Origin of the sequence: Caloramator proteoclasticus DSM 10124 (genome assembly GCF_900129265.1) — a bacterium.
Lineage (GTDB): Bacteria > Bacillota > Clostridia > Clostridiales > Caloramatoraceae > Thermobrachium > Thermobrachium proteoclasticum.
In genome coordinates, this window is the sequence record NZ_FQVG01000033.1 from 1 (window position 1) to 25,191 (window position 25,191).

Annotated in this window: 14 protein-coding genes; 5 read left to right on the forward strand and 9 right to left on the reverse strand. The window is 30.2% G+C overall.

Annotation, left to right across the window (positions count from 1 at the left end; all coding sequences use genetic code 11):
* Positions 1-58 precede the first annotated feature (58 nt).
* Positions 59-1,621 carry a sensor histidine kinase gene (locus BUB63_RS08370; protein WP_073249042.1) on the reverse strand — a complete coding sequence of 521 codons (1,563 nt, stop codon included), beginning with the start codon at positions 1,619-1,621 and terminating at the stop codon, positions 59-61.
* A 151-nt stretch (positions 1,622-1,772) separates the two neighbouring features.
* Here BUB63_RS08370 and BUB63_RS08375 point away from each other — a divergent pair, with 151 nt between their 5' ends.
* From BUB63_RS08375 to glmS, 4 genes are all read left to right on the forward strand, one after another.
* Entirely contained in the window at positions 1,773-2,270 is a 498-nt protein-coding gene (locus tag BUB63_RS08375; protein ID WP_073249044.1) for a DUF8052 family protein, read from the forward strand.
* Positions 2,271-2,293: 23 nt separating this feature from the next.
* A complete protein-coding gene (locus tag BUB63_RS08380) occupies positions 2,294-3,934 on the forward strand; it encodes a carbon starvation CstA family protein (RefSeq protein ID WP_073249046.1) in 1,641 nt (546 codons plus the stop codon).
* 134 nt (positions 3,935-4,068) lie between these two features.
* Positions 4,069-5,415, forward strand: a complete 1,347-nt coding sequence (gene glmM, locus BUB63_RS08385) for a phosphoglucosamine mutase (protein ID WP_027307573.1) — start codon at positions 4,069-4,071, stop codon at positions 5,413-5,415.
* Between the two features lie 311 nt (positions 5,416-5,726).
* Positions 5,727-7,556, forward strand: a complete 1,830-nt coding sequence (gene glmS / locus BUB63_RS08390) for a glutamine--fructose-6-phosphate transaminase (isomerizing) (protein WP_027307572.1) — start codon at positions 5,727-5,729, stop codon at positions 7,554-7,556.
* A 59-nt stretch (positions 7,557-7,615) separates the two neighbouring features.
* Here glmS and BUB63_RS08395 read toward each other — a convergent pair whose 3' ends face one another.
* The 3 genes from BUB63_RS08395 to BUB63_RS08405 are packed head-to-tail and all read right to left on the reverse strand — an operon-like array spanning position 7,616 to position 10,832.
* Positions 7,616-8,779, reverse strand: coding sequence for a hypothetical protein (locus BUB63_RS08395; protein ID WP_073249048.1), 1,164 nt, complete (start codon positions 8,777-8,779; stop codon positions 7,616-7,618).
* Positions 8,776-9,888, reverse strand: a complete 1,113-nt coding sequence (locus BUB63_RS08400; protein ID WP_073249050.1) for a DUF58 domain-containing protein — start codon at positions 9,886-9,888, stop codon at positions 8,776-8,778. The genes BUB63_RS08395 and BUB63_RS08400 overlap by 4 nt, the downstream gene beginning before the upstream one ends.
* An 11-nt stretch (positions 9,889-9,899) precedes the next feature.
* Complete coding sequence (locus BUB63_RS08405; protein WP_073249052.1) at positions 9,900-10,832, reverse strand: AAA family ATPase; 933 nt, start codon at positions 10,830-10,832, stop codon at positions 9,900-9,902.
* A 277-nt stretch (positions 10,833-11,109) separates the two neighbouring features.
* On the opposite strand from BUB63_RS08405, the gene BUB63_RS08410 reads away from it, so the two are divergent.
* Positions 11,110-11,994 (forward strand): MerR family transcriptional regulator, encoded by an 885-nt coding sequence (locus tag BUB63_RS08410; RefSeq protein ID WP_073249054.1) that lies wholly within the window; start codon positions 11,110-11,112, stop codon positions 11,992-11,994.
* 54 nt (positions 11,995-12,048) lie between these two features.
* Here BUB63_RS08410 and BUB63_RS08415 read toward each other — a convergent pair whose 3' ends face one another.
* The 5 genes from BUB63_RS08415 to BUB63_RS08435 form a co-directional block, all read right to left on the reverse strand.
* Positions 12,049-12,816 carry a histidinol phosphate phosphatase gene (locus BUB63_RS08415; RefSeq protein WP_084106659.1) on the reverse strand — a complete coding sequence of 256 codons (768 nt, stop codon included), beginning with the start codon at positions 12,814-12,816 and terminating at the stop codon, positions 12,049-12,051.
* 120 nt (positions 12,817-12,936) lie between these two features.
* The gene (locus BUB63_RS08420; protein WP_027307566.1) at positions 12,937-13,581 is read right to left on the reverse strand and encodes a deoxynucleoside kinase; all 645 of its coding nucleotides are present in this window, start codon (positions 13,579-13,581) and stop codon (positions 12,937-12,939) included.
* A gap of 104 nt (positions 13,582-13,685) precedes the next feature.
* Positions 13,686-22,169 (reverse strand): glycoside hydrolase family 94 protein, encoded by an 8,484-nt coding sequence (locus tag BUB63_RS08425; RefSeq protein WP_073249056.1) that lies wholly within the window; start codon positions 22,167-22,169, stop codon positions 13,686-13,688.
* A 17-nt stretch (positions 22,170-22,186) separates the two neighbouring features.
* Positions 22,187-24,631: a sugar phosphate nucleotidyltransferase gene (locus BUB63_RS08430; RefSeq protein ID WP_073249058.1), complete on the reverse strand. Its 2,445-nt coding sequence runs from the start codon at positions 24,629-24,631 to the stop codon at positions 22,187-22,189.
* A gap of 73 nt (positions 24,632-24,704) precedes the next feature.
* Entirely contained in the window at positions 24,705-25,148 is a 444-nt protein-coding gene (locus BUB63_RS08435) for a DMT family transporter (RefSeq protein WP_073249060.1), read from the reverse strand.
* Between the last annotated feature and the right edge of the window lie 43 nt (positions 25,149-25,191).

Consider the following 25,191-nt stretch of genomic DNA (forward strand, 5'->3'; position numbering starts at 1 on the left):
TTTCAGTTTAATTTTTGGTTGGTGAATAATTCAGGCTAAGATTTCTTATAAATATTTTTCAGTTTAATTTTTGGTTGGTGAATAATTCAGGCTTATTTATTTCTTCTAATTTATTTTTGTTAATTCCTGCTCCATTATCTTTAATTTTTGCAATTAAAAAATCGTCATTGTTTTGAATTGATATATCAATATAGAGGATATTATCACCTTTATATCCGTGTTCAATAGAATTTTCAATCATAGGTTGAAATATTAGTTTAGGGATTAAACAATTAGTAAGATGCTTGTCTATTTTTATATTATAGTCAAAATTTTCTTTAAAGCGAGTTTTTATTATATCTAAATATGAATTTGTATAATTCAATTCGTCTACAACATTTACTTCAGATGAGCTATTATCAATACTGTATCTTAATATTTTTGAAAGGTTTAAAATCATTTTTGTAGCATCTTGAGGATTTGTTTTTATCATATATTTAATTACTTCAAGTGTATTGAAAAGAAAGTGAGGATTAAACTGTGATTCTAATTGTTTGATTTCTGATATAATGCTATGTTTTGCCTCTTCCTTATTAAGTTCAATTAAATTTTTAATATCATCAAGCATTTTGTTATAGGCATCTGAAATCGTTTTAAATTCAATATTTGTCCTAATATTAAGACGTGTATCAAGATTACCGTTTTGAACATTTTCTAATGCCTTTAATATCATATCTAAATCTTTAGTTTTGTCTTTAGAAACCTTTGATGAGGAATACATTAAAAAGCATATTAAAATAACTATGAAAATAATAAGTAGTATACCTATTATTTTAAAAACAGTTATCATATTAGCTAATGAATTAACTGTATATATATTAAACTCATTATTATAAATTTTATTTTGGGTTATAAAATAGTAGCATTTTAAGTGTTTAAGAAAACCTGAACCATCTTTTATATAATTTTCAAGTTTTCCTTGTTTAGTTATAGGTAAGGTATTTGTTGTAAAAAGAACATTTCCATATTTATCTGTTAAAACAGTTATTAATGCATAATCTGCAATATAGTGTTTAATAAGAGAGTCTGCATAAATATCAAAGGTCAAATATCCTATAATTTTTCCATTTCTTTTTATTGTTGTTCCAAAAGTTATTGTATTTTGAAAATTAGTTGAATCAATGTTACATTCAATTAATTTATTTTGGTAGGAATCGCTTAAACGTGATAAAATTCCAAGATTATATCTATTTTTTTCTGCATACACAGGTATTTTGTTGGTGTTTGACATTATTATATTTTTGTTTTCATCGAATATATAAAAATAGGTTTTTATACCTGTTGAATTTATGTAACTATAGAGCATTTGATATGTTTCCACATTAGGCTTCTTGGTTTTTATATTATTTATAATTAGAGGATTTTTTGAAAATTTATTTAATGCATTTTCATAATCTTTAAAATATAGATTTAGAGAGTTTGATAGATATATATTTTGATTTAAGTTGTATGATGCAGTGTTATTGATAAAAATAAAAATTGATATTAAATATGATAAGAGTGCAAGTACAACAATTGGTAGTATTGTGTATAACATAAATGTTTTTTTTATGTCATATTTAAAGCTGTTTTTATATTGCAAATTGACCACCCCTTAAGATAATTATACCATAACAAAAATAATAAGACATAATATTTTATATATTGTTAATTTAAAAAAAATAAATAGTTGATAGGCAGGAAATCATAATTTTTTGTAGAAGATAATATATAAAAGAATAGGGGGGGTTTTTTTGAATAAAAATTACTACATCAATTACATAGCAAAAAAATTTGAGAGACATTTTGATATAGAATTTGATAAGGATATTTTGAATTATAAATTAGATTTGTTTGCAAAACATTATAGTTTAAATGCAAGGACTCTTTTAACTAAAAATGATATAATAGATAAATTTGAAAATTATGAGTATGTTTTTGTAAAACATTATGAATTTATTGATGAAAATGCTGTTAATGAGTTTATGCATTTTTTAAAAAAAGTATCAGAGGAATATGTAAATCCAACAAAGATACATATGTCTACCTATATAAATGGAATTATTTTATATGATGATATAAAGGATGAAGCTGTAGATATAATAAAAAAATTTAAACTTTCAAAAACATTTCTGTTTGGAATTAGAGGATGGTTTGATACAAGGCTATTGGCTGTAGGGTTGAATGGACAAGATATTATATGCAATAGGGAGGGTAAAAGGGTTAAAAAGGTGTATCAAATTACACCTTAAAATAAAAAAAAGGGGGTTTTTTTATGAGTTCTTTATGGCTTATCTTTATCGGCATTATAGTTTTTCTTGTAGCTTATGTGACCTATGGTGCGTATCTTGCAAAGGAGTGGGGAATTGACCCAAAGAGACCAACACCATCCCACACAAATTTTGACAATGTAGACTATGTTCCAACCAATTCTAAGGTACTTTTAGGACACCACTTTGCTTCGATTGCAGGTGCAGGACCAATTGCAGGTCCAATTCAAGCAGCAATCTTTGGATGGCTTCCAGTATTTTTATGGATTGTAATAGGAAGTATTTTCTTTGGTGCAGTTCACGATTTTGGCTCACTTCTTGCATCAATTAGACACGGAGGTAAGTCAATAGGTGAAATAATTGAAGTAAATGTAGGTAAAAAGGGTAAGAAATTGTTTAATACATTTGCTTGGCTTACTTTAATACTTGTTGTTGCTGCATTTACAGATATAGTTGCATCAGCCTTTGCATATAATCCAGAGGTTCAAGGATTCCAAGCAGGACCTGCAGCAGGTACAGCTTCAGTATTATTTATATTTTTAGCAATTTTATTTGGTTTTTTAGTTTATAGAAAGGGGTATAACTTAACTATATCAACAGTTATAGGTGTAATTTTCTTATTCCTTGCAATATATATTGGTTATAAATTCCCATTTATAGCTTTATCAAAAAAGGCTTGGTATGTAGTACTTTTAGTATACATTTTCTTAGCATCAACACTTCCAGTATGGCTACTTCTTCAACCAAGGGATTATCTAAATTCATTCTTACTTTATGCAATGTTAATTGGCGGATTTTTAGGAATACTTGTTATGAGACCAAGCCTTCAACTTGAGGCATTTAAGGGATTTACTATAACTACAAAGGCAGGTGTTCAATATCTATTCCCAATACTTTTTGTTACAGTTGCTTGTGGTGCAATTTCAGGTTTCCACTCACTTGTAAGTTCGGGAACATCTGCAAAGCAAATAGATAAAGAAGATGATGCAAAGCTTGTAGGCTATGGTGCAATGTTAATAGAGGGCTTCCTTGCAATAATTGCACTTATTTCCGTTGCCTATGTTGCAAAGGCAGAGGGAGCACCAGCAGTTATTTTTGCATCAGGTGTTGCAACATTTATGTCCAAGATAGGAATACCTTTTGAAGTTGGTAAAGTATTTATAATACTTGCATTTACAGCATTTGCATTAACAAGCTTAGATACAGCAACAAGACTTGGTAGATATATCTTCGAAGAATATGTAGAAACAGTATTTGGTAAGGAATCAAAATTAAATAATATGTATATTTCAACCCTATTGACAGTTTTATTCTCAGCATTGTTATTAATGTTTGGTTACCAAAAGATATGGCCTATATTCGGGACAGCAAATCAATTACTATCAGCCCTTGCACTTCTTGCTGTAACTGCTTGGCTTGCAAGAAACAATAAGAAGAATATAATGACAATAATTCCAATGATATTTATGTTTGCAGTTACATTGACAGCACTTGTACTTTTAACTATAAACTTCTTTAAAGCTAAAAACTATGTATTATTTGTTATAGCTATTTTACTATTCATATTTGCGATAGAGTTAATAGTTGAGACATACAAGGTTTTAAGTGGTGCAAAGTCTTCAAAGGAGACAGATGTTAAAGCATAATTTAGATAAAAATGTGCTATGACGATTAAGTCATAGTACATTTTTTATGGGCGTTTGATTTTCCTCTTTAATATTATTTAATTGTATGGTATTATAAGTAAGGTTAGAATTTAATATAGGTTGGGAGGATAAATATGGGAAGAATGTTTGGAACTGATGGAGTAAGAGGTATAGCTAATACTGAACTTACTGCAGAACTTGCATATAAATTAGGAAGAGCAGGTGCTTATGTTTTAACAGAGGGAGCTCATAAGCCTACTATAATAGTTGGTAAGGATACAAGAATATCAGGGGATATGCTTGAGAGTGCACTTGTTGCAGGTATAATGTCAGTAGGTGCACACGCAATTTGTGTTGGTGTTGTTCCAACTCCAGCAGTTGCATATCTTACAAGAAAGCTTGGTGCAGATGCAGGGGTTGTAATTTCAGCGTCCCACAATCCAGTTGAATATAATGGAATAAAGTTCTTTAATAAAGATGGATATAAGCTTCCTGATGAAGTTGAGGATAAAATAGAAGAGATAATAAATAACGGTCTTGTAGATGTACCTTCACCAACAGGAGAGGACTTAGGTGTTAGAGAACATAGAGAAGATGCAGTTGATTTGTACATAGAATTTTTAAAGGAAGTAGTAGGCACAAGATTAGATGGAATGAAGATTGCACTTGATTGTGCAGAAGGAGCATCCTATTATATAGCACCTAAGGTCTTTAAGGAACTTGGAGCTGAAGTTTTTGTAATACACAATAATCCAGATGGAAAAAATATTAATAAAAACTGTGGTTCGACTCATATGAATGAGCTAAAAGATTTTACTGTTAATATGGGATGCGATTTAGGGCTTGCCTTTGATGGGGATGCAGATAGATGTCTTGCTGTTGATGAAAAGGGCAACATAATAAATGGTGATTTTATAATGACAATTATTGCAAGTGAAATGAAAAAGCAAGGAAAACTTGATAAGGATACTCTTGTTGTTACTGTAATGAGCAATATGGGGCTTGATATTGCTTGTAAAAGAGAAGGGATTAATACAGTAAAGACTAAGGTTGGAGATAGATATGTTTTAGAGGAAATGATAAAGGGTGGTTATAAAATAGGAGGAGAACAATCAGGACATATAATATTCCTTGATCACAATACAACAGGAGATGGTTTAATTACTGCACTTAAGGTTGCGGCAACTCTTAAAAATAGTGGTAAGAAGATGTCAGAGCTTGCTTCAATTATGAAGGAGCTACCACAGGTATTAGTAAATGCAAAGGTATCAAATGAAAAGAAATATGCATATACTGAAGATGAGGTTATAGTTGCTGAAATAGAAAAATTAGAAAAGATGTTAGAAGGAAGAGGAAGAGTTTTGATTAGACCATCAGGAACAGAACCACTTGTTAGAGTTATGCTTGAGGGAGAAAATCAAGAAGAAATAGATATGCTGGCAAAGAATTTAGCAAAGCTTATAGAGGATAGAAGTAAATAATTTTTAATAATTTATTAAATAAACAAAAAAACATTTTACTTTTTTAATAAGTTTTGTATAATGTAAGTAAAACTGCCTCTTATGAGGCAGTTTTTGAAATCTTAAAGGGAGGTGAGAAAAACAAAAAATATATAGCTTAAAATATATAAAGCGCCGGGACTTACCGTTGGTAAGTTGACGAGGACAGGGTTTATCGAGCTATCGGCGGATGCCCTGCGGTTGACCACCGAAAGCGGCCAGACAAAACCTAAAAGCAATTTTAGGGACAAAGGGGCCAGGTCAGGTAAAAACAGAATGGAAGGAGACTTAATATGTGTGGAATAGTAGGATATATTGGTAAAAGACAAGCGGCGCCACTCTTAGTAGAGTGTTTATCAAAACTTGAATATAGAGGATATGACTCAGCAGGAGTTGCTATAATAAACGAAAAGGGAATAAATATTGAAAAGTGTAAAGGAAGATTAAAGAATCTTGAAGATAAATTAAATCAAAATCCAATTGAAGGTACAATGGGTATAGGTCATACAAGATGGGCAACTCACGGAGAGCCATCAGATGTAAACTCACACCCACATTACAATAAGGATATGACAATAAGCGTTGTTCACAATGGAATTATTGAAAACTATCTTGAACTTAGAGAATGGCTTCAAACTTTAGGATATGAGTTTAAATCAGAAACTGATACTGAGGTTGTGCCACACCTTATAGACTACTTCTATGAAGGGGATATAGTAAAGGCTGTAATGAAGGCACTTGATAAAATAGAAGGTTCTTACGCACTTGGAGTAGTGTGCAGCCACGAGCCAGATAAGATGGTAGCAGTTAGAAAGGATAGCCCACTTATAGTAGGTCTTGGTGAAGGAGAAAACTTTATAGCTTCAGATATTCCAGCAATACTTGCATATACAAGAGATGTATATTTATTAAACGACAAGGAAATAGTTGTTTTAACTAAAGATAAGGTTGAAATAATGACTAAGGAAGGCCTACCAGTAAATAAGGAAATATTCCACGTTACTTGGGATGCAGAAGCTGCAGAAAAGGGTGGATATGAACACTTTATGATAAAGGAAATCCACGAACAACCTAAGGCAATAAGAGATACTCTAACAAGAAGAATAGTAGCAGATTCTGATGATATAGTTTTAGATGACATAAAGCTTACTGCAGAAGACCTAAAGAATATAGACAAGATTTATATAGTAGCGTGTGGTACAGCATACCACGCAGGTCTTGTTGGAAAGTATGTTATAGAAAAGCTTGCAAGAATTCCTGTTGAAGTTGATATTGCTTCAGAGTTTAGATATAGAGATCCAATCATAAATGAAAGAACACTTATGATGGTAATATCACAATCAGGAGAAACTGCAGATACTTTAGCAGCACTTAGAGAAGCAAAGAATAGAGGAGCAAGAGTAATTGCTATAACTAATGTTGTAGGAAGCTCAGTTGCAAGAGAAGCAGATGATATACTATATACTTGGGCAGGACCAGAAATTGCAGTTGCTTCAACTAAGGCTTATGTTACTCAGCTAATTGCAATTTATATAGTTGCACTATATCTTGCAAGATTAAATGGTAAAATGTCAGTTGAAGAATACAGAGTAATAAGAGATGAGCTTTTAAATCTTCCTGAAAAGGCAGAAGAAGTTTTAAAGAGAAAGGAAGAAATACAAAAGTTTGCTGCAAAGAACTATAACCATAAGGATATATTCTATCTTGGACGTGGGCTTGATTTCGCAGTAGCACTAGAAGGTGCACTTAAGATAAAGGAAATATCATATATCCACGCTGAGGCGTATGCTGCAGGTGAATTAAAGCACGGACCAATAGCTCTAATTGACAAGGGAGTTCCAGTTATAGCACTTGCAACACAAGAAGATTTATATGATAAGATGGTGAGCAATATTAAGGAAGTTGTTACAAGAGGAGCAAAGGTACTTGGTATTGCATTTGATGGACACGAAGATATTCTAAAGGTAGTAGACCAAGCAGTTTATATTCCAAAGACACTACCACTACTTGCACCAGTTTTATCAGTTATTCCTCTTCAACTTCTATCATACTATGCAGCAGTAGAAAGAGGTTGTGATGTAGATAAGCCAAGAAACTTAGCAAAGTCAGTTACAGTTGAATAATAAAAAAGTTCCACCTTGTTAAATCAAGGTGGAACTTTTTTACTTGGAAACAGAGATATTTACTTTTTAAATATCTTATCCACCAATTCCTTATCCATACCAGTATTATTATACCTTGCTTTAATATAAATATTTCTTATTTCATCTAAATTATCCCATAAACCTTTGGCCTTATTATTTATGTCAAGGCTTGTATCAGATGAGAGTATATCAATCTTATTCTTCTTTAAGCTCTTTAAAAATTTAAAATACTTAAATCTGATATATTCAACCTTATCATCAAGATTATATTTTTTTTGTTTCTTTTTTACTTCAGTAATCTTTATAGATTCTTTCAGCTCAACAAATTCATCATCAGAATTGCTACTTATGTGCATTCTTTTTAAAATTGTGACCACAATCCAAATAAATATTAAAAATAATATAGCCTTTATAATAAGGCCTATAATAGGTGAATTTAAAATAGCATCTATTAGAGTATTTTCGTTAGGTGCAAGTTTTATAAACTCATTAGATGAATTCTTAATATTAGGCATATTATCTAAATTAAACCTAATATTTACTTCCCCAAATATTAATGTAATTATCTTAATAAAGGAAAATATAAAAAAGGCCAACACGTAGGCTATGGTTAATGTAGCATAATAGTATAAATAAAACAGCATTTTAAAGATAAATCCTCTTATCTGTGGAATTGATAAAATAATTGAGAAAGAAAGTAGAGAGGACATTAATATAGCATTAAATTTATTTATTTTAACATCTCCATCAATTTTAAAAACCCGTAGAATTCTTAAAAGAAGGACAGATGTTACTGTATAAAAAATTAAGAAAATACTACCGTAGAAGGTTATATCCTTAAAGGTCATATAAATAATAATGTGAATAAAAATTGCAGCCCTAATTAATTTATTGGCTGTTTTAAAGTAGTCTTTAAAATAGTAATAGTCAAAAAGGCTTTTTCTATTTCTAAAAAGCCAATATAGCATTATTGTATAGGACAGTATAAATAAAAATGTTTCACTACTTCTATAAAAAATAGCGGGTATAATAAGAAAAATATATATATAAAAAGAATCTAAATCCATAATTGTAAAAATACTAACTGTTAATAACGTATATAAAAATAGTATATCTACCTCTTTTATAGTAAAAATAGAAAACAAAACCAAAAACACAAAGGAGACTCTGTTTAATACATTATTTAATAAAATCAATTTCAATTAAAATCGCCTCCTATTACGTAGGTTTCAATGTTGTTTGAACTTAAAAGCTCAAGATTATCCCTTGAGGCTGCAATTATTATAAGCTTGTTTACTTCTTTTGATATTCGTTCAATATTTAAAATATATTCCTCAAAAACCTTCGGAAGAATTAGGACAAATGAGCTGTAGTTTGAACATATAGGCATTAAATATTCTAAATAATCCTCAAAGGGCATTGATACATTATAATCTACCATTCCAAGCAATTTTAAAACATTGTACCTGTGGTGTTCAGTAAGTCCATAGTGAATTATTTCATTGTTTGAACTTGTAATCTGTGAATTTATTGATATACCATAGGAAATTTTACTGTCGTGGAGTTTTTCGCATATATCCCTTGCAATGGATATGCAGTCTTCGATTTTCTTAGAGTCAATGCTATAGTAAAAGGGCTTATAGCTTTCTACATTAACAACAATCATAACTGTACTATCTGTAGTGTAATCAAAATTTTTTACCATAAGCTTGTTTAATCTTAAGGAAGTAGGCCAGTGGATGTTTTTTTGAGGTTCAAAGCCTGTGTATTCCCTAAGTCCTACAATCATTGTTGGATCATCTAATATAAACCTTTTAACCGATATATTTCCCATAGTACTTCCATAAGGTATAAGAACCTCCTCAAAATTCAATTTATTAGGCAATACAATCACAGATTTATTTATATAAAAGGATATTTCCTTTGTAGAGAGACCTAAAATATCTCCAACCTGCAGATACGCATTATTTATTACATAAAGTCCTCGTCTTTTAAAAAGGACAGTATATTCCCTAACCCTTCTTTGATAGGGCATAAGTACTGTTTGAAAGCTGAAATACATTTCATTTGTTATTTTATTTTTTTTATTTTTAAAATACATACCCTTTGGCACTTCTAAAAAAGCTTCAAGGAAGGTTATGGGTAGTTTTTTTCTATTTTCTAATTGAAAAACTAATTTAACTTCTTCACCAAACTCAATAACTTCCTTTGAAGGGTATATATTATAGAATAAATTCCGATAAATTATTTTTTGCATAACATTGTTTACAAAGAAAAAGAGGATTAATAAAAACAAAAGTACATAAAGCATATTAGTTCCTCCTAAATTTCCTCAAGTGGAACTTTAATATTATCTAAACATTTTAAAACAAACGAATACATAGACTTAGATTTTGTTTTAGTTATTATTCTATGGTTTAAGACATAGGGAGCAAGGAACTTTACATCCTCAGGAATAATAAAATTCCTTCCATTTATTGCAGCATAGGCTTGAGATGCTTTAAAAAGGCTCAAGGTTGCACGGGGACTTGCACCAAGTATAACTTCTTCAGAATTTCTAATAAACTCAATTAAATCAAGTATGTAGTCTAAAACTTCATCGGATGCCTTTACATATTTAAAATTTCTTTGAACATACTCTATTTCATCCTTAGTAACAACTTGATTTAATTCCTCAAGAGGATTTTCTTCTTTGTATCTTTTTATTATATCCTTTTCCTCCTCTTTAGTTGGATATCCTAATGAAATTCTCATTAAAAACCTATCAAGCTGTGCCTCAGGCAGAGGAAATGTTCCAAAGGATTCAATAGGATTTTGAGTTGCAAGAACCATAAAGGGCTTCTCAAGAGGATATGTACTTCCATCAACTGAAACCTGCTTTTCTTCCATAGCCTCAAGAAGACTTGACTGTGTACGAGGTGTAGCCCTATTTATTTCATCTGATAGAAGTATGTTTGTAAAGATAGGGCCCCTTTTAAATTCAAATTCCATAGATTTTTGGTTATAATAATTTATACCAGTTAAATCAGAGGGCATAAGGTCTGGAGTAAATTGAATTCTTTTAAAATTAAGTCCTAAGCTTCTTGAGAAGGCCTTAACTAAAGTTGTTTTTCCAAGACCAGGGACATCCTCCAAAAGTATATGCCCACCACATATAAGGGAAACCGTCAAAAGGTCAACTATTTCCTCCTTGCCAACTATAACTTTACATACATTTTCCTTTATTCTATTAGAAAAATTAACAAATTCCTTCATTTGTTACCACTCCCTTCAGTAATATAATAACATATACATATAAATCATATCCACATTATTTAATTAATTTATTAATGGAGTGGGGAAATGAAAAAAGTAGTGGATTAGAAACAGCTTACTTTTATTTAGAGTGTTTAAGTTTTCAGAAATAATAACAGTAACTTTCAATAAAAAAATAAATTATATGAACAATAGAATATTTATAATATATTACCAAAATAGGTATTGACTATCACCTTAGGGTTTAGTTTATGATATATTACAAGAGGTGATGGTTATGTATATAAAGGAAGTTTGTAAAGAATGTAAATTAACTAAAAAAGCAATTGAGTATTATGAACAACAAGGGTTGATTTCTCCAGCAATAGAGGACAATGGATATAGAAACTATACAGAAGATGACGTGTTTATTTTAAAAGAAATAGGGGTTTTAAGGAAGATAGGTTTTAGTGTTGGAGATATTAAAGATATACTTGGTAGTACCAACAAAACTGCCACTCTGGAAAAATATAGATATAAAATGGAGTTAGAAATTGAAAAGTCGTTGGCTAAGAAAAAATGTTTAGAAGATCTGATAAGGGATTATGATATAAACCAAGCGATGAAGTATATTGAAGAAAATATCGAAAAAAATTTCACAATTAGAGAGAAGCTATTGCAATCATTTCCAGGAAGTTTTGGATTGTATTTAAGTATACACTTTGGACCATTTTTAAATGAAAAGATTGATACTCCTGAAAAGGAAGAAGCATATAAAAAAATTATTGAATATTTAGATACAGTTATAAATTTAGATTTCCCAACTGAACTGGAGGAGTTTCTAATTCAGGGACTTCAAGAGATGAAGGAAGAAGATATGCAAAGAATAAATAAAACAATAATGGATTTGATAGAAAATACAGATGAATATTTAGAACAGAATAAAGAAGATATAGTTAAATATTTAGAAATTAGGAATACAGATGAATATAAAAATTCTTTAGGATATAAGATGCAGAAATTATTGTTGGAATTTCAGCAGCAGAGTGGTTATTACGATATATTTATAGAAAATTTTAAAATATTAAGTGATTCCTATAGAGAGTATTTTGAAAAATTACAAGTTGCAAATGAAAAGTTTTTAAACAATTATAACATTCAGGTTGAAAATTATTATAAGTGATAAGGCTGACAAATATTAATTTCAGGTAATAGTTACCTAAAATTAAGGCTTTTTTTATATATAAGTAGGTTGTCTGTTTTTGAAATAGACTATATTTAAATTAGCTCTGTTTGCAAGTTCTATTGCTATATCAAAATTTGCACCTATTGAGTTGATATTATGGGCATCGGAGCCAATAGTAACGTATTCTCCACCAAGCTCTTTAAACCTTTTTAATATATCGAGCATATTAAGTGAAGTTATTTTATTCTCAAGTCTTCTTGTATTAATTTCTACAGCCTTTTCACGCTGTGCAATAATTTTTAAAATCTCATCAATTATTTCTTCAAAATCGTTATAATATAGTTCAGTATCCTGATATTTTGCATACCTTGTTACATAGTTAATATGACCTAAACCGTCAATGAAGTCACATTCCTTAATGCACCTATACATAAAATTAAGATACTGAAGATATGATTCTTTTTTTTCTCTATTTTCGTAAAAACTTGGTTGGAAAATATCTATTCCATCAACAACGTGGATTGAGCCTATTACATAATCAAAGGGATATTTTTTAATTAATTCTTTATTCTTATAGATGCAATCATCTCTAAGTCCAAGCTCTATTCCTATTAAAAATTCTTTAGAACGATATTTTTCATATTCATTAAAATACTCTTCACAATTAAATATAAAACTGCCTTCAATAGGATAATTAATATCCATATGGTCTGTTACAATAAGTCCAATTTCTTTTTCCTTTGCTTTTTTTATTGCATCTTCAATTTGCATTTTAGAATCTGTTGAAAAGGTTGAATGTATATGACAATCAAATATCATTTTTCTTACCCCCTAAAAAATACTACAAACAATATAATTATATCACATTTGTAGTCTTATTGAGATAAAAATAAAGCTTATACAAATATTAAAAAAGATGAGAAAATATAATCCTCATCTTTATCTTAAATTTTGCTTTATTAAATTTATAATGTATTCTCTATCCTTTAAATTATTTTCAAAGTCAAGATTGTCCACATTTATTTTAAGAATAGGTGAAATAGAGTATTGTTCAAAATAATCCTGATAGTGCTTATTTAGTCTTTCCCAATAAGCTCGTTCAACAACTTTTTCGTATTCTCTACCTCTTTGGTATATTCTTCTAATGGCCTCATCTACTGAAACCTCTAAATAAACCATAAGCTTTGGAGGATGACAATGTTCAATCATATTTTCAAATAATTCTATGTATAAGTCGAACTCTTCCCTTGACATCTCTCCGCTTTCCATAAGCATTTTTGCAAATATAACATCTCCATAAATACTTCTATCCATAACTGCATTTTCAATAAGGCTTGCTTCCTTTATATGTTTAAATCTTTTATTTAAAAAGAAAATTTGAAGTGGAAAACTATATCTATGTCTATCATAGTAAAATTTTTCAAGAATAGGATTGTTATATACTGGTTCTTCAAAGGGAACAAATCCTTCATTTTTTAATATATTCATCAAGGTAGTTTTTCCCGCACCTACAACTCCATCAATTACTAACATATTCCAAAATCCTCCTTTGTCTATCTTGCTGAGGGCTTGTTGATAAAACATAATATTCTCCCCTTTAAATTTAGTCAGTCTTTAATAGTATAATTTAAATATAGTATCAATTTCAAGGGGCAGAATTTTACAAAAAATTAAGGGGCATTTGCCCCTTACATAAATACTGTAATTTTATGTTCATTCTTATCGTCAAGCAAAGGAATGTAGCTAAATTCTAAGACCTTACCATCAAGTTCAATTTTGTCAATACCTGAACATTTTCCATTATTATTTACAACTTTTATATTATAGGTAGTATCGTTGTAGGTGTAGGATATTTCATATTCTTTCCAGGATTTTGGGATGCAAGGATTTATTACAATTCTATCTTGGAGTTTATTAAAACCTAATATACCCTCAAGGCCTACTTTATACATCCAGCCAGAAGAACCAGTATACCAAGTCCAACCACCACGACCTATGTGGGGTTCAACTGCATATACATCTGCCGCCATAACATAGGGTTCTACTTTATATTTTGAACATTCAAGTTGTGTAGTTGTGTGGTTTATTGGATTGATCATATCAAACAGTTTAAATGCTTTATCACCTAAACCTAATTTTGTGTAGGCAAGTATAACCCAAGTTGCAGCGTGGGTATATTGGCCTCCATTTTCACGAACACCAGGTACATAGCCTTTAATGTATCCTGGGTTTAAATCACTTTTATCAAAGGCTGGTGTAAAGAGTTTAATTATAGCGTCATCGTAGGAAACAAGGTATTTTTCAACTGCATCCATTGCTTTAAGGGCTCTTTCTCTATCTCCAGCATTTGATATCAAAGCCCAAGATTGAGCAAGGGAATCAATCTTGCATTCTTGGTTAATGCTTGAGCCAAGAGGAGTTCCATCATCAAAATATGCACGCCTATACCATTCTCCATCCCAAGCATTTTCTTCGATGCTATTTAATATCTTTTGCATATGTTCTTTATATTTTGCAGCTCTATCATTATCATTTAGCTTTTCGCAAATAGGTATAAACCTATTTAGTATGTCAATTAAAAACCATCCGAGCCATACGCTCTCACCTTTTCCTTTGTTTCCTACGGTATTCATTCCGTCATTCCAGTCGCCACATCCCATAAGAGGTATTCCGTGTTCACCATATCTTAGACCGCGTTCTATTGCCTTTATGCAATGTTCATAAACACTTCCTCTTATTTGTGATGTTCTTGGTATACCGTATCTCTCGTCAGTCTTTTCATCAAGTGGTTCATCCTCTAAATAGTTAACTTCGATATTTAAAATGTCATAATCTCCTGTTTTGTAGATGTATTCAGCTGTAACGTAAGGTAACCATAACAAATCATCTGAGAATTTGGTTCTTATTCCTTTGTCGTGACTTCCAGGATGCCACCAGTGTTGAACGTCTCCCTCTACAAATTGATGTGCACAGTGGAGTAGAATTTGTGTTTTAGCTATTTCAGGCTTAAGATTTATAAAGCTTAAGACGTCCTGTAGTTGGTCTCTAAATCCATATGCACCACCAGACTGATAGAAGGCTGATCTTGCCCATATTCTGCAACATAAAGTTTGATATAACAACCAAGTATTCATTAGTATGTTAAATGGTTTGCTTGGTGTTGTAACCCTAATGGTGTTTAGTAATTTATTCCACATAGATATTACTTCGTTGAGCTTTTGCCTACACATACCAACATCTTTGTACCTATCAATAATGTTACTCAAATCTTCAAAGTTTAGGCAATTACCTAAAAATAGGGATATTTCTTTTTCTTCATTTTGTTCTATCTCTAATTTAAGTTGAACTACTGAACAAGGATTAAAACCGGCACCTGTAGTGTTACTTAAGGTTTCGTAGTTTAGCCCATCAGGGCAATCAAGTTTATTTTCGTCATTAAGAAATTCATTTAAATTACCAGTATAGCTAACTATTTTTTCAGAGGATGAAACAAACATTAACCTGTTTGGAAAATCTGTGTTGTAGCTGTTCTTAAATATAAATGAGTTAAGGTCTTTATTAAATTGACTAACGATAAATTGATTGGTTAAATAATGGGTTACTCCCATAACAGGTCTTACGTAATAGAATATAGATAGTTTTCGTTTTGCATTACTAATATTTTTTAAATTAAGTAGAGATATCTTTAACATATCATCCTTTGGAACAAAACAGTTTAGTTCACCAATTAACCCATTATGTTGATGTTTATACCTAACATACCCTGTGCCATATGTTATAACATATTCAGTTTGATGCCTTATAGGTTTTGGAGTTACAGTAAAGTAATCTCCTGTATCATCGTCGCGTATAAATATAGTTTCGTATATTGGATCAATAATAGGGTCATTACTCCAGGGAGTTAATTTGTTTTCACGGCTGTTTTCAGCGAATATGTATCCGCCGCCAGATTCAGTTGAAATAAACCCGAATCTATTATTTGCCACAACGTTTATCCAAGGCATAGGGGTGTAGGTATTGTCATTTAATTTAATCACATATTCACGTCCATCTGTATTAAACCCACCATATCCGTTGAATATTTGTAGTGGTTCATTGTAAATAGGTAGTTCCTTAAACTCATAAACTCTATTTACTTTATTAAGCTTTACTAAATTTAAAGGAGTTTCTTCTAAACTTAGTTGCTTGTGTATATTACCAAAATCTGCATCTATACATATTCTTGCAACTGAATAAAATAGGTCTATGTCTTCCTTTGGCATTGAATTTATGCTTCTTATAAATATTCCTCCGAATTTATCAAGTTGATCTAAATTGTTGTTGTATCTTATTAAATCCCTTATTTGAGATTGTAAAGGTTGTAAATATCCACCTTCCTCTTTAACTAAAATTACAAGGTCGGTTAGAAGACCTCTAACTCTAAAGTATTCGTGGCATTTTACTAATGTCTCAATTATGTCAATATAGTCAGCTTTACTTATCTTAACAAGCATTATAGGTAAATCTCCAGATATTCCATATGCCCAAAGTGAAGATTGACCCTTTTGATTGTTCTTAATATGTTCTTCATACCTTCTTCTTATTTCTGTTACAAAAAGTATGTGATTCAATATTTCTGAAAAAATTTCCTTTTCATTTAATGTTAGGGATAAATATTTATCCTCCATTTGTGCCCTGAGGTATGCAGAACTAAAGCTTCTGTCAATGTTATAAAATTCGGAGTACTTTTTACATAATTCAATGCAATGTTCTTTGTTGTCTGCAATTCCTGTTATATATGCAAGTGTTACAGAAGAATTTGGCTTTAATATAATTCTCTTTCTAATGCTAAATATTGGATCCAATACAGCACCAGTTGTATTAGTAAGAGGCATATTCAATGCTTTAGGATTTAAAAGAGTGTTGCCTCTTCCAATAAATTTAGAGCGGTCAGTTTCGATTTCAATATTTTCAGAGAACTCACCTGTACATAATGTATGGAATGCCCATACTGTCCTTTTACCGTGTTCTCTTGGCCTTCTTGATGCAATAATACTGTTGTATTGTTCTAAAAATTCAGTTCTAATAAATAAATTATTAAAGCTTGGGTGAGCGATATCTGCCATTAAACTTGATAGTGTGATTTCCATATAGCTTGTTACTTCTATTGTTTTTTCATAATTTGATAGATTACTTATTATGATTTTTTCAACTTGGCAGTTATCCTCTGCACTTATACATACTTCCGTAGTAGTTTCAATATCCTTGTCAGTTCTTGAGATTTTTACATTGTCATCGTTAAAAATAACTTTATATTTATCAGGAATTTTTGATGTAGGTTCAATTGCATTTGACCAAATTATATTTTCGTTTACATCCCTTAGGTATACAAACAAACCATATTTTTTGTTTGTTAGGCTATCTCTCCATCTATTTAAGTATATGTCTTTAAATTTTAAAAAGTTGCAGCCGTAGTTGCTAAGCATAGCAGAAAAGTCGCCATTTGTAATTAAGTGGCATTTAGGAATTAGGCTATTTGGCATACCAAGCTTTTTAGTAAAATCTACGTGCATAAATTGTGGTTTTTCAAGAGGTTTTATTTCTTCCTTGATATTTTTGGTAATTATTGTTCTAACAGGTATTTTTTCCTGTAGTAGAAATTCACCTGCAATTACTTTTGGATTAGAATGGAATCTTTCAATTAATATATTTTTGTTTAAATAGTTGTTTATAGATGTAAGTATCATACCTTGGTGATGTGCCATAAAGCTCTGGACTATTCCATAGTTTGAAGTCTTATCTGTTCTATCAGGTGTAAAATCAATTGCTTCATATAATCCATATTTTCCTAATAGATTATATTTTAGCAATTCCTTTATATTTTCTATGGCAACACGAGGTTTAAAGGGTAGAGCAAGAATAGTGGAGTAGGGTGATATAACCATATCTTTAGATAAACCACGTTTTAAACCAAGTGCTGGTACCCCAAAGGCTTTGTATTGAAAATTAAGTAATATGTCAAAACCATAAAATCCCGATTCTGATGTTCCCCAAGGGACTTTTCTATCCCTACCATAATTTATTTGAGCTCTTATTACAGTTTTATATGTTTCATCAATTAAGCTGTTTGTATAATTTTTCATAATTATGGCGGGCATAAAGTATTCAAACATAGTTCCAGTCCAGGAAACAAGACTTAGATATCCATCAATTTCTGTTAAAGACCTTCCAAGTTTAAACCAGTGATTAACAGGAACTTCACGGTTTATTACAGCAAGATAACTTGCTATTCTTGCTTCTGATGCAAGAAGGTCGTAGTAGGAATTAGTTAACCTATTATTATCTGCATCAAATCCTATAGAGAACAGACCACGTTTTTTATCGTATAAAGGAGCAAATTGTGTATTTGTTACAAATTCATTTAGTCTGTTTCTTAAGCGATATAATGAATTTATTAAAGTCTCTACATCTTTCTTACATAGATTTAATTCTTCATCAAGTAATTTAAGTATTTCATATTCAATATTGCTGATAATGTTTTTTAACTGAGATATTTCATAAGATATATCTTTGTACAGCAGAGGTAGTTCTGTTAATTTTGCAGTCTTTATTTTTTCGGTAAGATTTAATAATTTTTTATATTCATCTTTATGATTTAAAAATTCAAGTTTGTTTGTATTTATTAAACTTGGATAAATTTTAGAATACTGTAGGAAGTCCTTTATCGAGTCTGATATATGTTCTTCGTTAATATTGTTATTTAGCTTGTTTAATATGGTAAAGATGTCTAAATCCTTTGAGATGTCATAGTTGCATTCGTAGTAATCCATTATATCTTGAAGTCCGCTAATAAAATCATATGATAAAGGATTTTTATTTAAAAATTCATCAATTGAGGATGATGCAACCATAAGGTATGCAACAAGGTTTCCACTATCTACTGTTGATATATATTTTGGATGAAGTACCTGTAATGTTCTTGTATCGTACCAGTTGTAAAGATGTCCGTTCCATTTATCAAGCTTTTCTAAAGTAGATATTGTTTTATCAAGCATATATGCAAATTTTTTAAGTGATATATATCCAAGGTCTACTGCACTGCACATAGATAGAATTAAAAATCCTATATTTGTTGGGGATGTTCTATGTGCTATTTTAGTTGTAGGTACTTCTTGAATATTATCAACAGGTAAGTAGTTGTTTTCTTCATTAAAAATGTCTTCATAGAATTTCCAGGTTTTCATAGCGATTTTTCTTATAAGTTTAATGTCTTCTTCAGATGCTTGATAAATTGGTTTGATATCAGGTTGACTTATTCTATAGGCAACTATAGGAGAAGACATCCATAGCAATATAAATGGTAGTGCTAAAATGAGGTTGTTTATATTGACAATTATACTCAATAAAGTGATTAAACTTAAACTTGCAGCAGAAGGCAACATAGTCTTAATATAACTTTCCAAAGTGTTTTTAGTGTTTCTTTCTACATCAGCAGCAGTTACCCATTCAAGCAGGTTTTTGTGTGATATATATACCCTATAGATAGTTTTTAAAATAGCATCAAGGGATATATAGGTAACATATGGTAAAAAGATTATTGTTAAAATAGATTGACATAAAATATTTTTAAATCCATAAATAATATTGTTGTTTAATCTTCTATTTATATTCTTGTAGTATTTAAGTTTAATAAAGTCAAATGAGTTAAATAGTACAGGAAGAAATATATCAAATAGTGTAAGAAGAATAAAATAAATTGAATTAACCCCAAATATATATAAAGATAAAATAATAGTCAAACTGTAGTTTATTGGTAGAAGACTTCTTCTTAAATTATCGAATATCTTCCACTTAGATACAGAGTTAATTGGATTTAAAATTCTTTCACCATAGGCATTTTTTATAAACCTATTAAGCCAAAGAATTGTTTGCCAATCTCCTCTTATCCATCTGTGCATTCTTAATACGTATGAATTGTATTTTTGTGGGAAACCATCAATAAGCTCTATATCTGTTGCAAGTCCTACTCTTAAGTAGCTTCCTTCTATAAGGTCGTGGCTTAATAATGTATTATCTGGTATTGCTGTGTCGAGTGTTTCCATAAAAGCATCTACATCATAAATACCCTTTCCAGTAAATATACCCTCTTTAAACAAATCCATATAAACATCAGATATTGCACCACTATAGGTATCTATACCTCCTTCAGAGGCATATATTCGGGTAAATTTAGATTTAATACTGCTCTCTATATCAATCCCCATACGTGGTTGAATTAAGCCATAACCATCAATAACAATTTTTCTTTCGTGATCAACAAAAGCCCTATTAAGTGGATGAGATATTGTTCCAATGAGTTTTTGGGCATAATTAATTGGTAGTTTTGTATCTGCATCGAGGGTTATTACATATTTTGCATCCATTATTTTTTCAATGTCACCCACTACAACATTAAAGGTTGTATCATTAAATCCCCTAATCAATCTATTAAATTCACATATAGCTCCTCTTTTTCTCTCATATCCCATATACCTATTTTGTGATGAATTAAACACCCTTTTTCTACATAGAAATATAAACTTATTATCTTTATATTTTTCATTTAGATTATTTATCAATTTTATAGCAGTATCGATTATTTCTTTATCTGTTTCTTCAACTTCATTTTCACTGTCTTTTAAATCCCCAAGAAGTACAAAATAGATGTTGTCACTATTATTAGATACATAGGTTATTTCGAGATTATTAATTAACTCCTTAACTCTTTTAACGTTTGGTATAAGTGTTGGAACGATTACTACTGTTTTACATTCGTCTGGAACACCTTCTGTGAAATCAAGCTTTGGCAAAAAACTTGCTTCAACGTTATTTAAAATATATCTGTTTACAATGTTTATAGATAAATTTAATGCTATTGGTAGTGTTATTAAGATTGATATTATTAAATACAAGTTTTCTAAATAAATTGGTGAGTTATTGTAGGCAAATTTAGAGTATAAAATAGCTATTAACATTGATAAAGAGAATATAGGGAGTAGATAAGAGGTTAAACCTATCTTTGATATTTTCTTATGTATACCCAATCTATTTAACAGTTCTTCAAGGCCATCATCAATTAAATAGTACCCTATGTGATTATGCTTAATATTATCTTTCTCAACATCACAGCATTCAAGGGCAGTTTTGGCAACAAAGGTTTCTGAGAGGTTATATTTTTTAGAAATTTGCATTATTTTTTTTCGATAATAACTTCTTGTTTCAAAATCTTGTTTAGGGTAGAACCCTGATGGGTCCTGCCTTAATATTCTTTCAACATAGGATAATTCTTCAAATAAATCTTCAAAATTTAGAGCTATAACATATCTTAAACTGCTTATTGCATTTCCAATAGACATCTGTAGTTTTGCTTGTTCTTGATGTTCGTGATGGATAATATCATCGACTGTTATGTCATATTCAAATAGCTTATCGTTAATAACTTTCATTATAGCTTCGATTGATCTATTTGATTTCTTTAAGTAAATCAAAACTCTTTCCAAAAAGTGATAGTCAATACTTTCCATATTCTCAAGATGATTAGATACTATTTTAACTATTTCTTCATTGTCTAAATTATTAAATTGACTAACCTTATCCCAAGTCTTTTGAATTGTATAAAGTTTAATGCATAAGGAGGATATATATTCTATTAAGGACAGCTTAAACATTGGTTCAAGGCACCAAAGCTCCTGCATAGTAAGTGGTGCAACTCTTTGGTAAGATTCAATAAAGGAGGTTAAATTTTCTTTGTCTAATCGACCATCAGTATGGCTTATCAGTTCATAGCAAACTGCAAATATTCGAGGAAGACCTTTAAATATACTATTTTTTAAGTATAAAAGCTGTTTGAAAAAATTTTTATCTATTTGTTGTGTTAGTATTTTATATTGTTCTTCAATTATATAATAGTTGTCTAAAATCCATTCTGAAGCAGAACATATAGGAACATTACTGTTAGATTTTTCATAGAAATATTTATATACATCAGTTATGTTTTTGAAGTTATTATTTAATCTTGTTAAAAGTATATCATTGTGGTTTGGAGTTACTTTATGTTCTTTTGCAATATCAGTTGCGTGCCTATTGAGTTCATCTAAGGATAAAATTCCTCCTTTAGTGGATAGTGGTTGAGTTTTGTCAAGATACAAAGCCACACTATCGCTCCCTTCCATTATGGATTTTTGAGCATTCTGTTTAATCTGTTTATTACATCCTCTGCAATATCGTCAGCAAATTCTTGATTATAACCTTCAATGTAAATTTTAAGTATTGGTTTATGGTCGTCGGGAAGAATTATTGCATAACCTTTATCTGAGATAAGCTTTACCCCTTCGTAAAGTTCCATCTTGTCTTGTTTATTCTGCTCAATTATTTGTCTTATAATTCTTCCTCTATCAGAAAATGCACATTTAATTTCCTGGTGTTTAGTATAGAATTTTGGCAGAGTATCAACTGCTTCACTTAAGGTAATGTTATTTTCAATCAAAAATGCTGTAATATAAGCAGTTGATAAAATAGCATCAAAGTTTAATATATATTGAACATTTAAATATAGATTATCTGTTTTGTTTAGCATTTGATTTAAAATTTCAGCAGTATTTGATTTTACTCTGGTGACTTTAACGTTATATTGATTTGCTATATTATCAACAGCAAATGATGTTGTATATGGAACTATTAAGTCCTTTTCGCCAAATTTAATTGATATTAAATAGGATAATAACTTATAAATATCCTGTTGTAATAAGTTACCTTTTTCATCTATTATAATAAAGTTTTCACAACTGCTGTTGATTATAGCTCCAAATAAAAAGTTAGACTTAACTTGTTCAGAAAAATATTTTACATATCCATCTAAATTTGAAAATTTGTTTATGTTGTAGTCTACAGATACTTTACATCCGATTGATTCTAATAAAAGCGAAGCAATAAGAGCACCTCTTTCATCTAAGGATGAAATAAGTATTCTTGGTGATTTTGTTCTTATCTTTTCAATTCCTTTGATGTTATTTAAACAATTTTGTATATATAACTCATAAAAGTTCTTTATATTAATAATGCTTCCTATATTGTATGCACTACATCTTTGAAAATCCTCACGAATAAAAATCTGATCTATTTTCTTTTCTGATTTTCTATCTATATTAGCACCATATTCATTTATAAACTGTATGTTTATCAAGTTATCTGTATTTTTAGATGAAATATAAATTCCGGCACTACCTTTATAAAATCTAACTGCATATCTTAACACATTTAATGGTTCGTGTTCTAAATCTAAAACCCTATATCCAGAGGATATAATTCCAGCAACTATAGACTGTTTAATTGCAATTGCTGAACGAGAACCATTTGTACAAATGAGTATTGGTAATTGCTTTTTACAAGTTGAGGCATATGCAGAGCCAATTAAAGATGCAGTTTCTGGTGTTATCTCTATATTGAATTCACCCTCTATACCATTTTCAGTAAATTTTATTCTTTGAGGCTTTGTTCCCCATATTATATTTCTATTTACTATAGATGAAGATGGGATTAATTTCTCGGGCCAAATCTTTACGCCTGGCTTAATTGTTGAATTTTTTTCAACAAGTGTATCCTTTCCTATAACCGTTGCCTCGTATATATGTACTGAGTCCTGTATTTTAGTGAAATCACAAATTATACTTCCTCTACATTCAACGGATCTTCCAAGTCTTACATTGTTCCATAATATTGTTCTCTTTAATGAAGAAAAGGCATCAATATAACAGTTATTGCCAATTATTGTGTAGGATTCAATTTTGCATCCCTCAGATATATGTGTATTATCTCCAATTATACAGGGAGCCTTTAATACAACTTCTTCAGGTATAAACGTATTTTGACCAACGTATATTCCTTCTTTAATTTTTGTGTATCTGTTGGAGGAGAAATTTTCAATTACATCAAAGTTTGTTTGTCTGTAGGAGTTCATATCCCCAATATCACACCAATATTCGTTAGTTATATAACCATACATAGGTACATTATCCTTTAAGAGTTTTGGGAAAAGATCTTTACTAAAATCAAAATTTTCACCTTTCTTGTAATAGTTAAATACTTCGGGTTCAAGTATATAAATGCCTGTATTTACGGTATCACTAAATACTTCACCCCAAGACGGTTTTTCTAAAAATCTAACTATTCTACCTTCTTCATCTGTTATTACTATTCCATATTCAATGGGGATACTCTGCTTTTTTAATATGAGTGTAGCTTTAGAATTTTTAGATTTATGATATTCAACTGCTTTAGTTAAGTCTATATTGGTATATGCATCTCCACTTATTACAATAAATGTTCCATCTAAAAACTTATCTGCGTTTAAAACACTTCCTCCAGTACCAAGAGGAGTTTCTTCTATAAAATATTGAAGATTAACTCCAAATTTTGAGCCATCTTGAAAATAGTCAACAATACTGTCAGGCATATAATATAATGTAGCTGCAATTTCGCTTATATTGTGTTTTTTTAGGAGATTTATAATGTGTTCCATAACGGGTGTATTTGCAATAGGTACCATAGGTTTAGGTATATGACAAGTTAGTGGTCTAAGCCTTGTTCCTTCACCACCAGCCATTATTACAGCTTTCATTAAAGTCACCTCGCAGTTTTTTGTAAAATAATGTCTATATATTAGTTTTTAAATTAAAGGGGTAAATTATTCATTACCCCTTTAATTTAAAAATTATTATCCCCGCTACCATTAGAATGACCCCAATTATTTTAGTATAGTGAAATGGTACTTTTTCAGTTCCAAAAAGTCCGAAAAAGTCTATAGCAGCAGCTGTTATAAGTTGAGCTATTAGTATGGTGGACACTGAATATGTTGGGCTAAGTTCAGAAATTCCTCTCATTACAAAATAAATAATTAGAACTCCAATAACACCACCAAGTAGATATAGTTTATTAACCTGTGTAATTTTTTTAAAATCCCCATTACCAACAATAAGTAGAATAACAAGAGTAAAAATAAAACCTGTTATTTGTACAACGATATTTGTTTCCCAAAGTCCTATTTTTTCACTACAGCGGGTATTAAATACTCCCTGTATACTCATAAGAAAGCCAGCTAAAATTGAAAAAACTATACCAAGTAAATTGTTTTGCATAACGTCACCTCAAAATATATTATTCCCAAAGATTTGTAATTTA

Bases quoted from the DNA above. Each gene is read 5' to 3' on its own strand.
- BUB63_RS08380 (WP_073249046.1), top strand. From the start codon at position 2,294: ATGAGTTCTTTATGGCTTATCTTTATCGGCATTATAGTTTTTCTTGTA.
- glmM (WP_027307573.1), top strand. From the start codon at position 4,069: ATGGGAAGAATGTTTGGAACTGATGGAGTAAGAGGTATAGCTAATACT.
- glmS (WP_027307572.1), top strand. From the start codon at position 5,727: ATGTGTGGAATAGTAGGATATATTGGTAAAAGACAAGCGGCGCCACTC.
- BUB63_RS08400 (WP_073249050.1), bottom strand. From the start codon at position 9,888: ATGCTTTATGTACTTTTGTTTTTATTAATCCTCTTTTTCTTTGTAAAC.
- BUB63_RS08405 (WP_073249052.1), bottom strand. From the start codon at position 10,832: ATGAAGGAATTTGTTAATTTTTCTAATAGAATAAAGGAAAATGTATGT.
- BUB63_RS08410 (WP_073249054.1), top strand. From the start codon at position 11,110: ATGTATATAAAGGAAGTTTGTAAAGAATGTAAATTAACTAAAAAAGCA.
- BUB63_RS08415 (WP_084106659.1), bottom strand. From the start codon at position 12,816: ATGATATTTGATTGTCATATACATTCAACCTTTTCAACAGATTCTAAA.
- BUB63_RS08420 (WP_027307566.1), bottom strand. From the start codon at position 13,581: ATGTTTTATCAACAAGCCCTCAGCAAGATAGACAAAGGAGGATTTTGG.
- BUB63_RS08430 (WP_073249058.1), bottom strand. From the start codon at position 24,631: ATGAAAGCTGTAATAATGGCTGGTGGTGAAGGAACAAGGCTTAGACCA.
- BUB63_RS08435 (WP_073249060.1), bottom strand. From the start codon at position 25,148: ATGCAAAACAATTTACTTGGTATAGTTTTTTCAATTTTAGCTGGCTTT.